13 protein-coding genes are annotated in these 12,426 nt (G+C 70.4%); 6 read left to right on the top strand and 7 right to left on the bottom strand.

What is annotated here, in order from left to right; all coding sequences use genetic code 11:
* Positions 1–18: 18 nt before the first annotated feature.
* Positions 19–708 (top strand): lysoplasmalogenase, encoded by a 690-nt coding sequence (locus tag GOARA_RS12140; RefSeq protein ID WP_007322678.1) that lies wholly within the window; start codon positions 19–21, stop codon positions 706–708.
* A 27-nt stretch (positions 709–735) separates the two neighbouring features.
* On the opposite strand, the gene GOARA_RS12135 is transcribed toward GOARA_RS12140, so the two are convergent.
* Positions 736–1,251, bottom strand: a complete 516-nt coding sequence (locus GOARA_RS12135; protein WP_007322677.1) for a hypothetical protein — start codon at positions 1,249–1,251, stop codon at positions 736–738.
* A gap of 32 nt (positions 1,252–1,283) precedes the next feature.
* Here GOARA_RS12135 and GOARA_RS12130 point away from each other — a divergent pair, with 32 nt between their 5' ends.
* Together GOARA_RS12130 and GOARA_RS12125 are read left to right on the top strand one after the other, a co-directional pair.
* Positions 1,284–1,871: an HhH-GPD-type base excision DNA repair protein gene (locus GOARA_RS12130; protein ID WP_007322676.1), complete on the top strand. Its 588-nt coding sequence runs from the start codon at positions 1,284–1,286 to the stop codon at positions 1,869–1,871.
* A 59-nt stretch (positions 1,872–1,930) separates the two neighbouring features.
* On the top strand, positions 1,931–2,797 hold the full coding sequence (locus GOARA_RS12125) for a hypothetical protein (RefSeq protein ID WP_040523024.1): 867 nt from the start codon (positions 1,931–1,933) through the stop codon (positions 2,795–2,797).
* Between the two features lie 68 nt (positions 2,798–2,865).
* Here the strand turns inward: GOARA_RS12125 and GOARA_RS12120 are convergent, their stop codons facing one another.
* Together GOARA_RS12120 and GOARA_RS12115 are read right to left on the bottom strand one after the other, a co-directional pair.
* Positions 2,866–4,140: a WS/DGAT/MGAT family O-acyltransferase gene (locus tag GOARA_RS12120; RefSeq protein WP_007322674.1), complete on the bottom strand. Its 1,275-nt coding sequence runs from the start codon at positions 4,138–4,140 to the stop codon at positions 2,866–2,868.
* A complete protein-coding gene (locus GOARA_RS12115) occupies positions 4,137–6,407 on the bottom strand; it encodes a glycoside hydrolase family 3 C-terminal domain-containing protein (protein WP_007322673.1) in 2,271 nt (756 codons plus the stop codon). The genes GOARA_RS12120 and GOARA_RS12115 overlap by 4 nt, the downstream gene beginning before the upstream one ends.
* Positions 6,408–6,489: 82 nt before the next feature.
* On the opposite strand from GOARA_RS12115, the gene GOARA_RS12110 reads away from it, so the two are divergent.
* Positions 6,490–6,789 (top strand): Rdx family protein, encoded by a 300-nt coding sequence (locus GOARA_RS12110; protein ID WP_007322672.1) that lies wholly within the window; start codon positions 6,490–6,492, stop codon positions 6,787–6,789.
* 16 nt (positions 6,790–6,805) lie between these two features.
* Here GOARA_RS12110 and GOARA_RS12105 read toward each other — a convergent pair whose 3' ends face one another.
* The gene (locus GOARA_RS12105) at positions 6,806–7,315 is read right to left on the bottom strand and encodes a GNAT family N-acetyltransferase (RefSeq protein WP_007322671.1); all 510 of its coding nucleotides are present in this window, start codon (positions 7,313–7,315) and stop codon (positions 6,806–6,808) included.
* Between the two features lie 64 nt (positions 7,316–7,379).
* Between GOARA_RS12105 and GOARA_RS12100 the strand changes: the two genes are divergently transcribed.
* Positions 7,380–8,090: a cutinase family protein gene (locus GOARA_RS12100; RefSeq protein ID WP_007322670.1), complete on the top strand. Its 711-nt coding sequence runs from the start codon at positions 7,380–7,382 to the stop codon at positions 8,088–8,090.
* A 2-nt stretch (positions 8,091–8,092) separates the two neighbouring features.
* Here the strand turns inward: GOARA_RS12100 and GOARA_RS12095 are convergent, their stop codons facing one another.
* Both GOARA_RS12095 and GOARA_RS12090 read right to left on the bottom strand, forming a co-directional pair.
* Positions 8,093–8,548: a peroxiredoxin gene (locus tag GOARA_RS12095; protein WP_007322669.1), complete on the bottom strand. Its 456-nt coding sequence runs from the start codon at positions 8,546–8,548 to the stop codon at positions 8,093–8,095.
* A gap of 13 nt (positions 8,549–8,561) precedes the next feature.
* Entirely contained in the window at positions 8,562–10,328 is a 1,767-nt protein-coding gene (locus GOARA_RS12090) for a GNAT family N-acetyltransferase (protein ID WP_007322668.1), read from the bottom strand.
* Positions 10,329–10,475: 147 nt separating this feature from the next.
* Here GOARA_RS12090 and GOARA_RS12085 point away from each other — a divergent pair, with 147 nt between their 5' ends.
* Positions 10,476–11,255, top strand: coding sequence for an alpha/beta fold hydrolase (locus tag GOARA_RS12085; RefSeq protein ID WP_007322667.1), 780 nt, complete (start codon positions 10,476–10,478; stop codon positions 11,253–11,255).
* Here the strand turns inward: GOARA_RS12085 and GOARA_RS12080 are convergent.
* A complete protein-coding gene (locus GOARA_RS12080) occupies positions 11,248–12,378 on the bottom strand; it encodes a hypothetical protein (protein ID WP_007322666.1) in 1,131 nt (376 codons plus the stop codon). The two genes, GOARA_RS12085 and GOARA_RS12080, sit on opposite strands and share 8 nt — an antisense overlap.
* Between the last annotated feature and the right edge of the window lie 48 nt (positions 12,379–12,426).

The following is a 12,426-nucleotide window of genomic DNA, read 5'->3' as shown; positions in this document are numbered from 1 at the left end:
TTCGAGACGAAGCGACTCATGACACGACTGCCCTCTCGCCGCTTCTGGTCCGCGGCCACCATCGCGGCCGGGGCCGCGGCCACCGTGGCCGGGGCGTGGGGCAATCGCGGTGCCGCCTTGGCGACCAAGCCGCTGCCGATGGCACTGCTGGGCGCGCGGGCGCTGACCGACCCCGCCGCGACACCGGCCAACTGCGCACTGGTACTCGGCGCGGTCGGATTCTCTATGGCCGGCGACTACTGGATGCTTCGCGAGGAGTTCGAGCCGCGCGACTCCACCGCCAAGGACGCCTACCTGCGACGCGGAGCGGCGTTCTTCGCCGGCGCCCAACTGTGTTACCAAGCGGCGTTCTTGCGTCGCGGAGCGCGCTACCGGATGCGCGCCTTCGCGCCGCGCATGACCGTGATGGGCGAACCCGCCGCCGTGCTCGCGGTGAACGCACCGAAGGTGCTGCCCGTGCTGGGACCCTATGGTGCACTGCTGGCGGGGATGTCGACCCTCGCGGGCGACCAGGGACGAGGCGCCGCCATCGGCGGCCTGCTGTTCCAGGCCTCCGACATCGCGATCATCAACCGCCGCCACCTGGTGGACTCCCCCGCGGCCCGCTCCTGGATCGAGACCTGGGTACTGGGCAGTTACTTCGCCGCGCAACACCTTCTGGTCGACGCCCTGCTCAGCGGCGAGAAGAGTTCCAGCGCCGGGGATTGACCCGGCCGAGTACGAGGCGAGCGGCGATCACACCGCCTGGGCCGAACCCCGGCACACCGACGTCTGCGGGTTGAGACCGGGCACGAGGAACATCGCCTCCACCGACTGGTGGATCTCGAACTTCACGCGGCCCGCGCCCGGGTGCAGAACCGCCTGCCAGGTGTTCGTGGTCGCACGAGTGCGCACCTTGACGACGCCGCGCCGCTTGTTGTCGACGTTGCGCCAGTAGACCCTCGTCCACATCGTGTACTCGGTGAGGGGGGTCATCGTGAGCTGCCAGCGGTTCGTGCTCGCGATCAACGCGATCGCGGGCGGCGGCAATCCGTCGGACGGGTGGGTGATCTTGTTCCACACGTCCACGCGGGTCTGCATCTCGGCCCCCGGCCACGGGTCGCGGACCGGGCACTTCAGCGTCTTCACATAGTTGCGCCCCCCGGCGTAGGGATCATCCCCCGGTGCGGCCTGCGCGGGAGCGGCTACGGCTCCGCCCGCCATCAAGCCAGCCCCCACCAGGCCGAGTGCGATCTTCACTCCGCTTTGCATGCAGTCACCCTAACGGTGGATACACTCGGCTCATGGCCAACTCGCCGAAATCCGTCCAGTTGACGATCGCCCAGGATCCGGCCGCCGACGACCTGCTCTCGCGCGATCCGTTCGCGCTCCTGACCGGGATGCTCTTGGATCAGCAGTTCCCCATGGAACGCGCCTTCGCCGGTCCGCTGAAGGTCTACGAGCGGTTCGGTTCGCTCGATCCGGCCGCGATCGCCGCCGCCGACCCCGAACGCTTCGCGGATATGTGTGCGACCCCGCCCGCGGTTCACCGCTACGGCCGCTCGATGGCCGGCCGCATCCAGGCACTGGCCCAGGTCGTCGTCGATGAGTACGACGGCGATGCGGCGAACATCTGGTCCGGCGCCCCCACCGGAGCCGAACTACTGGCCCGGCTGCGCGCACTGCCCGGCTTCGGCGAGCAGAAGGCGAAGATCTTCCTCGCGCTGCTCGCGAAACAACTCGGCGTCGCCCCCGCGGGCTGGACCAAGGCGGCGGGCGACTATGCGAAGAAGGGCTACCGCTCGGTCGCCGATGTCGTCGACGCCGACTCGCTGCAGCAGGTCCGGGACTTCAAGAAGGCCGCGAAGGCCGCCGCCAAGGCCAACGGCTGACCGCCGCCGCGGGCGCCCAATCGGCAGATGCCCAGGCATCGGTGCCCTAGGCTGTGCGCATGGCAAATTCGCCCAACCTAAGCCCGCAGATGGTCGTCGGCCTGCCGGTCCGCCTCGGTTTCGCGATCACCGGCGTCGCATTGTCGGCCGTCGAATCGGCGGTATCGGTCGCCCGCGTCACCGCCGAAGGCGTCCAGAGCGAGGTGAACCACGCGCTGGGCATCAGCTCCGACACCCTCGCCGACACGCGCTCGCCGCTGGAGCTGCTCAGCCACGTCGCCGAACTCCTCGGTCCCGACCGCCCCATCGGGCGCGCGCTCGCACAGGGCGGCCCGGTCGATCGGCTGCTGCAGCGCGGCGGAGTCGTCGACCGGCTCGCCGACAGCGACGGGATTCTGGAGAAGCTCACCGCCAAGGGCGGCCTGCTCGATCAGATGACCGAGGACGGCGGCATCCTCGTGCGACTGACCGCCAAGGGCGGGCCGCTGGACCGGCTGACGCGCACCGGCGGCGTCATCGATCAGATCACCGAGAGCGAAGGCATTCTGGAGCGCCTGACCTCCGAGGGCGGGATCGTCGACAAACTCACCGCACCGAACAGCGTGCTGGACAAGGTGGCCGAGCCGGGCGGCATCATCGACCGCTTGGCCGACGACAACGGTCTGCTGGACCAGTTGCTCGGCGAGGAGGGTGCACTCGACCGAGCCATCGCGCCGGGCGGTCCGCTGGACCGGATGACCGAGCTGACCGAGACCATCGGCCAGCTCGCGCCCGCGCTGATCGCCATGCAGGACACGGTCGCCGACCTGCGGGAGACGGTCGAACTCCTCAACGCGTCGGTCGCGCCGCTCGGCGGCCTTGCCGACCGGCTGCCCAAGCGGCTGACCCGGGGCCGCTCGGCGCCGGTCAACGGGCTTGAGCAATAGCCCCGCCGACTGGGCACCTCAACCCCGCCGACTGGGCACCAGTCGGCGGGGGTGAGGTGCCCACTCGGCTAGATCACGGCTTCTAGCGCCGTGAGGTAGGCGTCGATGTCGACAATGTCGGGATCGGCGAGCACGGAGAAGGTGATTGCGTCGCCGATTCCGTGCACCCCGTGGGTCAGACTGTGCGCCGATGACAGGGCCGGGAAGCCGGCGGTGAATCGGACTAGCCCACCTCCCAAACGCAGGTCGGCAGCACCGCGGTTCACTGAGGACACCACCGTGTGACCGGTGACCGCGGTGACCGTCTCGGGGGTGAATGCCGTTGCCGCCCAGTGCATCAGCGCCGCGGGCGTGGACGCCTCGGCGCGGCGGGCGGCGACCCTGGCCGGCCGGGAGTCGCGGCTGCGCGCACCCTCGATCTCGGTTTCGATGGCACGCCGACGCGTAGCCCCGCCCGAATCCGTGTGACTGGCGATGCCCGCCATGAAGAAGTTGTTCGCCTGACCGCGCTCGGGTGCCCGCGCCACCGTCAGCTCGACGACCGGGTCCCCGTCGACCAGCCCGCACGTCGCCATCGCGTCGCCGACCGCCGCGATCGCGCCCGGTGTCACCCGCCCGTCGAGCCGGGCTCTGTCGACGGTGAGGGTGCGTATCGCACGTCGCGCTCCCGGAGCACGGTTGACCGACGACGCCGGCTCCGGTTGCGGACCGGACATGCGCTCCTGGCGCGACAACAGGTAGGCGCGCGCTCCGCGGGCGAGCATCCCGCCGACTTCTGCGGGCAGGCGCACGATGCCGCCGACTGCCCGCACCGGGGCCGGCCACCGCGAGGCGGCCGGCCCCCTCCCCACCGCACCGTCTGGACTGCCCAGTCCGCCCGCGCCGCCGAAGAGTCGGCGCGCCAGGTCGGTGGCGCCGCGCCCGTCGGCGAGGGCATGGGAGACCTGCAGTATCGCGACCCTGAGCCGGCCCGGCTCGCCGTGCGGGTGGGCGACACCGCGGACCAGATGCACTCGCCACGCCCGTGAATAGGGGTCGACCTGGTCGGCGAGCAGCCCGCTGACCAGGTCGAGCAGCCCCGCCCACGACGAGTCGTCGAGGCGGTGGATACGGATCTGCTCGGACCCGGCGGCGCGATGCGTCCAGTACGGGTAGTCGAGGTGGCCGGGCACCGCTCGTACCGCCAGGTTCAGCCGCTCGATCGCCAATGCTGCATCGAGCACCTCGGCCGCCACCGCGGTGTCGGTCGCGTCGGTGTCGTCGAAGGCGAAGAGCAGGAACTGGTCGCTGCGCGCGGTCGGCGAGGCCCACAACATCCGGGCGTCGACCGGCGTCAGCCTCATTCCACCGCGGAGAGCATCGCGTCGAGTGCGGCGGTGTCGAGGCCGAGCATCGGCGCCACGCGCCGCAGCGGAATCGACCCGATCAGCTTCTCCATCGTCGGATCGAGTTCCGCCCCCAGGGTCTGCTGGAAGTGTTGCGCCATCCGCTGCCGACCCGCGGGCACGGCGAGGAACTCGGACAACGTCGAGTCGGGGCCCAGCACCGCCGTCGACGGGTCGCCGGCCACCGTGACGGTCACGCTCGCATCGATGTCGCGGCTGCTGTGACCGACGTCGATCCGGTAGTCGCCGCCTTCGACGACCCAGGCGCCGGGAGCCCCGTCACCGCCCGTCGCCGCGCGGTCCCAGTACGCCAGCTCGGCACGCGGAATGCGCACGGTGATCCGTTGGTTCTCGCCGGCGGCCAACGCGAGAGCAGCCATTCCCTTCAGTTCCCGAGGCGGCCGGGCGACGACCGACTGCTCCAATCCGGTGTAGACCTGGACGACGGCCCGCCCGTCGCGCTTGCCGGTGTTCGTGACGGTCAGCGAAACGTCGATGCCCTCCGCGGACGCCACAGCCTCGACGTCGGTGAACGTCGTCGTCGTGTAGGACAAGCCGTGCCCGAACGGGAAGCGGACCGGTAGCTCGCGCGCGTCGAACCAGCGATAGCCGATGAAGACGCCCTCGCCGTAGCGCACGTGCAGCTTCTCGCCGGGGAAGTCGAGCCACGCCGGGGTGTCCTGAAGGCGGATCGGGATGGTCTCGGCCAGGCGACCCGACGGGTCGTCGATCCCGTAGAGAATGTCGGCAAGCGCCGAGCCACCGCCCTCCCCCAAGAGATATCCGTCGACGACGGCTGGTGCCGCGACCACGTCGGCGAGGTCGACGACCGAGCCGTGCGACAGCACGACGACGGTGCGCGGGTTGACCGCCAGCACCGCGGCGAGCAGGTCGAGCTGGGCCTGCGGCAGTCGCCAGTCGGTCCGGTCGAAGCCCTCGGACTCGTCGCCATCGGCCACGCCGAGGAACACCAGCGCGATGTCGGCTTCCCGCGCAGCGGATACCGCTCTCGCCGCCATGCCCTCGTCGCCCGTCCCGTCGGCGTCTCCCGGGGCGAAACCTGGTTCGAAGATGACTTCCGGGGCCGCATGGCCGGCGGCGGCGTCAAGCGCGTTGTCGACCCGCGTCGGGTTGACCTTGGAACTGCCGCCGCCCTGAAAACGCGGCGTGCGCGCGAACTCGCCGATGACGGCGATCCGGCGCTCCGCGGTTAGCGGCAGCAGCGGCTCGTCGTCGACCGGGTCGTTCTTCAGCAGGACCACGCACCGACGGGCGACGGCCGCGGCGAGATCGTGCTGTTCATCGCGATCGTAGGTCGTGTCGACGGCGTTATCGCCGGCCGCCAGCGCCAGGGCGACGACGCGTTCGGCGCAGGCGTCGAGAGCGGCCTCCGGCAACGAACCGTCGCCGACCGCGGCCACGACCGCGGCGGGGCCGAGCCCGTTGCTGGTGGGCATCTCCAAATCCAGCCCGGCGGCGACGGCGGCCGCCCGGTCATCGACCGCGCCCCAGTCCGACACCACCAGACCGTCGAATCCCCAACGGCCGCGCAGGGTTTCAGTCAGCAGCCACGCGTTCTGCGTGGCATAGACCCCGTTGATCTTGTTGTAGGCCGCCATCACCGTCCACGGCTGTTCGCTGGTGACGACGTGCTCGAAGGCCCGCAGGTAGATCTCGTGCAGCGGCCGCGGGTCGATATCGGCACTGACTCGGAACCGTTCGGTCTCCTGGTTGTTGGCGGCGAAGTGTTTGAGCGAGGTCCCCACCCCGTGTCGCTGCACGCCCTTCACATAGGCGGCGGCCATGCGCCCCGCGAGAAACGGGTCTTCCGAGTAGTACTCGAAGTTGCGTCCGCCCAGCGGCGAGCGCTTCATGTTGATCCCCGGACCGAGCAGCACGCCGATCTTCTCGGCGAGACAGGCTTGTCCGAGCGCGTCGCCGACCTGTTCGGACAACTCGGGGTCGAAGGTGCACGCCATCGCGACCGCGGGCGGGAAGCACACGGCGGGCACCGACGCGTTGAGCCCGAGCGCATCGGCTCCGTCGACCTGTTTGCGGATGCCGTGCGGCCCATCGGTGAGCACGAACGAGGCGACGCCCGCGCTCTCGACGGCGACGGTGTCCCAGAAGCTGGCGCCGGTGGTGATGTCGGCCTTCTGCCGCAACGTCAACGATGCGACGATCTCGGTCGCGCGCGCACGGTGGTCGGCGGGAGATGATGTCATGGTTCAAATCTAGGAGGGTGCGCGTCGACGGCGCGCCGTGAGTGCGAATCCCGCTGCGCGAACTCCCCGTAAGATTCGGGTCATGGCAGGTCAGGCCGCCGAGTCGGCACCGCGCGTCACGATCACCTACTGCACCCAGTGCAGTTGGCTCCTGCGCGCGTCGTGGATGGCGAGCGAACTGCTGTCGACCTTCGGCTCCGACCTCGCCTCCGTGACCCTGGTGCCGGGTACCGGCGGGGAATTCACCATCGACGTCGACGGCGCGCGCATCTGGGATCGCCGAAGCGACGGCGGCTTCCCGGATGCCGCACAGCTCAAGCGGCTGGTTCGCGACGCCGCGTTGCCCGACTGGCGGCTCGGCCACGGCGAGCAGGCGGACTAGTCAGATCCCACCCGGCTCACAACCGCTTCTCGAAGAAGAGGCCGGCATACGGATTGTCGTTGTAGCGGTCGACGCGTCGATAGCCGGCGCGCTCATACATGGCGACAGCCTCCACAAGCGACACGTGCGTGTCGAGGCGCACGACGCTGAGTTCCATCTCACCGGCCCGCCGCTCCAACTCGCGCAAGACCCGCGAACCCAGTCCCGCACCGCGCCAGCCGTCGCGAACCCACATCCGCTTGATCTCGCCCACGCCGTCCGCGATCGTCTGCAGACATCCGCAGCAGATCGGTTCGCCGTCGTTCCGGGCCAGGACGAACCGACCAGACGGTGGACGGAACGCGTCACCGTCCGCGGGGTCGCCGGCGTCGAACCCGTCGGGAAACCGGTCGTTGAGTTCGGCGAAGTACAGCTCGATCGCGCGCCGGGCCGCCGCGTCCGCGGGATCGACATCCTCGAACTCGACCCCGGCCGCCCGGTTCCGGATGTCTGCCGCGGTCTGCGCGGCATCGCCAGCGTTCGACATGGCGCGATCATAACCAGATGGCCGAGCACGCGCGCGCCAGCTCACCGCTGGGTACCATGGCCCAATGATTCGTCGTTGGTCAGCTGCCCTTGTCTGTGCTTTAGCCGTCATCTCCGGCACCGCGCTCACCGCCGCCCCCGCCGCCTCGGCGGCGCCGTGCCCCGACATCCACGTGCTCTGGGCACGCGGGACCGCCGAACCGGGTGCTCCGGTCGGGTACACCGGGCTGGCCTTCGTCGAGGCTCTCCGCGCGCAGACGCGGGGCAAGTCCATGCGAGTGTCGGGCGTCCGCTACGCGGCAAGTGATAACTTCCGGAACCGGGGCGAGTTCGCGCACTCGGTGAACAACGGGGTCAAGAGCGCACAGCGGGACATCAAGCGGATCGCCGCCACCTGCCCGCGGACCCGGATCGTCTTCGGCGGATTCTCCCAGGGCGCTGTCGTGGCCGGCTACGCCCTGGTCGACAAACTCCAGATCCCGCGGGCCTACCGGGCCTACGCGCACTATGCCCCCTCGCCACTGCCGAAGAACATCACCCGCAACATCGCGGCAGTCGTCCTCTTCGGTGCGCCGAGCGCCCGGTTCATCCGCGACGTCGGCGCACCGCCGATCACCATCGCACCCCGGTTCCGCCCCAAGCTCGCCAAATACTGCGAGCCCGGCGACACGATCTGCAACGGTGCGCCGGTCGGCTCACCGAGCATCCAGCACGCCTACTACCTGTTCAACGGCATGACCGTGTCCGCGGCGAGCTTCACGGTCCGCCGCCTCTAGTCCTACTGGCGCAGCGCGCCCAGCGCGCGGTCGGCGTGCACCGACATGTTCACCTCGGAGGCGATCACGTCTGCGACGGTCCCGTCGGCGCGGATCGCGAAGGTGGTCCGCTTGGTCGGCATCCCGACCTTGGCGAGAAGACCGCGGCGGACCCCGTAGGACTCCGCGACCTCACCGTCGACATCGGCCAGCAGCGGATAGTCCAGGTTGTGCTCGCCGGTCCAGCGCTGCTGCTTCTCGACGGCGTCCCGGCTGATCCCGACGCGCTGCACGCCCGCGTCGGCGAATTCGGTGGCGAGGTCGCGGAAGTGGCAGGCCTCCTTGGTGCAGCCCGGCGTGAACGCCGCCGGATAGAAGAAGAGCGCGACCGGACCGTCGGCGAGGAACTCGCTGAGTCGTCGAACGGTGCCGTTCTGGTCGGGCAGTGCGAAGTCGGGTGCGGTGTCGCCGGGTTTCATGACTGTCAGTCTGCTACAACTCTCGCTTGAGTCCCACATGGTTGGCCGTGTACCCGAGCCGGGCATAGAACTCGCGCGCCCGCTCACGCGCCTCATCCGTCGTCACCTGCACCAATGCCGCACCGTGCGAACGGCCGTGTTCATGGGCCCAGCCGAGCATGGCGGTGCCCAGCCCGCGTGAGCGCACCGAACGCGCGACGCGCAACCCTTCGAGCTGCAACCTGGTCGTTCCGCCGCGCGACAGTCCGGGCAGGACGGTGAGCTGCATGGTGCCGACGACGGTGTCGTCGGCGGCGCGCACCACCGCCAGGTAATGGGAGCGGTCCCGGGCGACGACGTCGTAGGCGACCTCGTACGGCGCGTACTCCCCGACCTCGCGAGTCCGTCCGATCTCGTCGTCGAGCAGCAGCGCGACGATCGCGGGCACATCGGCACGCGTCGCGCGCTGCACCCGGAACTCAGCGCCTCCGGCCCGCAGCACACCGCCCACCGACGAGCGGGCGCCGGCCTGCATCCGCTCGACCAACCGGTCGAGCCAGCCACCGACGTTCGTGCGCGCCTCCGGCGTGTCGGGGTAGCGGCACCGCAGGTGCAGGCCGGAGCCGTCCAGGATGAACCACAGCATCACGCCGTCGGTGCGAATCGACGCGCCGACATACTGGGCGTCGAGCCCGGCGGCGTCGACGCGAACGGGAAGACGGCGCAGATCCAACCACGAAATCGCGAACATCCCGGGCGCCTCGGGCATGCCGCCCCAGGGGGCGAGCACATCGTCGAGCGGCCACGAGCCGAGCCGGACCGCCTCCCGAACCGACGAGGCGGCGGCCTGAGGCGCCGGGTCGGCGGACTCCAGCACCGAATTCGTGATGAACCAGCCGACCGAGTCGTGCCAGGTGTCGTCGTAGCGGCTGTGCACGGGGAAGACCGCCCGAAGCGGCGCGTCGGCGAGTTCGCGGGTCGCCTCGGTCATCGCCGACACCGCGAGCGCAAGTGTGGAGACGCCGTCGTCGCGCGCCTGCGCCGAGAACGCGGCGCTGTCGTCGACGTCGAACACGTCGCGCACCTCGACCCGCTCGACGTGGGGCACCGGCGCGCCCAGCGGCAACGGGAAGCACGGCATGACCCCACCGCTCTCGGCCAGGATCTGCTCCCACCGCCGCCGGACGTCGTCGGGGGCGGGTGATCGTTCACGGAGCGCGCGGGTGTGTTCGACGAAAGCCGGCACGGATCCCGGCATAGGCGTCCGCCCGGCCTCGATCTCGCCGAGCGCCGCCAGGAAGTCGCGCAGGATCACCAGCATCGACCACATGTCGACGTGGGAGTGATCGGCCGCGACGACGATCGTCGGACCGGCGGCGGTCTCCAGGACGCACAACCGGTGGGCGGGCCGCGAATACGACGAACACGTGCGGTCGAGCACGTCGCGCAACGCGTCGTTGACCGCCTCGCCGGGCGCGACGGGATGCTCGACCCACTCGCCGGGCCCGATGTCGACGGTGCACAGCCTCGGCGATCCCTCGGGCTCCGGGACGAACACGGTGCGCAGCGTGCCGTGGCGGGCGATCACCGCCAGCCACGCCTGCGCGAGGGCGTCCCGCGAAACCGGATCGGTCAATCGGAACGACAACGCCATCCACGAGCCCGGACGCTCCCCCGCGGCGACGTGACGACGCTGATCGAAAGAGACCGGCAGCGGGTCGCCCGGTTCCGAAGTCGTGACGTCGTACCCCATCAGGCGGCCGAACGGGAGCCGCAGGTGGGCGACGTTGGTGAGCCGCATACGGCGGTACCTTACTGCGGCCGCCTCCCCCGCGCTCTCCTCCGCTCGCCCCGGCACACTTCCCCTCGCTCCGCTCGCCCCGGCACACTTCCCCTCGCTCCGCTCGCCCCGGCTTCGTACGATGGCTGCCTGACCGAGAGGAACCCCATGGCCACCTTCGAAGTGCCCGGCGCCGAGCTCGACGTCGAACTGAGCGACGAGGGCGGACACCCGGTCGTCCAGCTGCACGGCCTGACCTCCAGCCGCGCGCGCGACCGCGTACTCGACCTGGACCTGGGGCGCGGGCTGTCGGGAACCCGCCTGCTGCGCTATGACGCCCGCGGTCACGGCCGCTCGTCGGGCCGCGCCGCGCCCGACGACTACCTGTGGCCCAACCTTGCCGACGACCTGCTGCGACTGCTCGACCAGTGGTTCCCCGACGAGCAGGTGTACGGCGTCGGCACCTCGATGGGCTCGGGGACGCTGATGCACGCCGCCGTGCGCGACCCCGATCGCTTCGCCGGTCTGACGCTGCTGCTGCCGCCGACCGCCTGGGAGACGCGCGTGGCCCAAGCGCGCCGATACCGGCTCAACGCCTCGACCATCGAGGAGCACGGCGAAGCCGCCTTCCTCGCCGAGGGCCCCGACTTCCCGCCACCCCCGGCCGCCGTCGGACATCCCGAAACCGTGCCGGAGGTCGCCGAAGAACTCTTGCCGTCGGTGTTCCGCGGTGCAGCCGCCAGCGACCTCCCCGCGCCGTCGGACCTGTCACGCATCCGCGTGCCGACGCGCATCCTCGCCTGGGTCGACGACCCGTCGCACCCCCTGTCGACGGCACACGCGCTCGACGAGTTGTTCCCCCGGTCGGTCCTCACCGTCGCCCGCGGCCCGTCCGACGTCGCGCGCTGGCCGGCGATGCTGCACGACGACGTCGCGACGATTACCTGAGACGACCCAACCGTCGTGCCTCGCGCTTGGCCCGGCCGGCGGCGCGCCGGGCCAAGCTCGGCGGTTTCGGATTCTGCTCCGGCAGCGGCATCTTCTGAATCCAGTACGCGAGGGCGTCCAGTCCCGCCTCGAGCACGTCCTCGGCGGGCGGAACCGCGGGAGCACCGCCGTCGTCGTGCGGGCTGACCCGCAGGTCGTCGAGACTGCCGGTGAGCGCGTACCCGCGGTCGGCGACGGCCGCGATCATCGCGTCGGCCTGTCCGGCCGCCCACCGCCGGTGAGCGCCGGACAGTCCGCCCGACCGCCCGGAACTCGTCTGCCGCAACGCATCACCGCCGAACTGTCGCTTGACCAGCAGCTCGTAGCGCCACCATTCGGCGACGTCGGGCCCCAGCCGGACGTTGAGCCGTCGCAAGAACTCGTTCTGCGCCGCGCCGATCGAATTGTTCGCCCGGTGGTCCAGTTCGGGCAGCAGGGCCGGGTCGACGCCCAGCACCGCGAGGAACCGGTCCCATAGCGCGTCACCGCCGACGGCGCCCGCGGCGGGCACGGTGACGATGTGGACTTGTCCGGCACCGAGAGCCTCGGCCCACCGTTGGGCGATCGCCGCGTAGTCTTGGAGCTCCCAGAAGGAGACTTCGGGTATTTCCGGCGACCTCGGCCCGCCCGGTGCGTGGTTGGCGACCGAGGCGAAAAAGTCGTCGAAGGTCGTGGTCTGCCGGTTCTGCAGGGTCTCCTGCCAGACCGACGGGATCTGCCTGGCCAGGTCGCGCACGGTGAGGATCACGCGGACCTCGTCGGCGAAGTCCAGGTCGCCCAGCAGCGAGGCGATCTGCTCGGGTCCCATCGTCGCGAACAGTTCGTGGGAGACCACGCTGTCGCCGTGCCACGCTCGCATCTGCCCGAGCATCGCCGGCCAGGCACCCGCGCTCTCCGGGCTCGCCCAGGCGGGGAACCGTTCGGGCTGCAGGTGCGCCGCGGCGTGGAAGTGGTCGGCGGTGCTCGATCCGGGGAACAAGAGACCCGCTCGATCCTGGGCCGGACGCCGGTTGGCCCACAGACGCTCCTGCAGATGCGTCGTGCCGGTCTTGGGAAGCCCGATGTGAAGGTAAACGATTGGCATGTTGTTCCGTGACGTGATCTCTACCTGCGACGATGGCGGCCGTATACA

Source organism: Gordonia araii NBRC 100433 (assembly GCF_000241265.1).
Classification (GTDB): Bacteria; Actinomycetota; Actinomycetes; order Mycobacteriales; family Mycobacteriaceae; genus Gordonia; species Gordonia araii.
The sequence above is the reverse complement of the archived record's forward strand: the minus strand, read 5'-3'. Positions and strand labels throughout refer to the sequence as shown.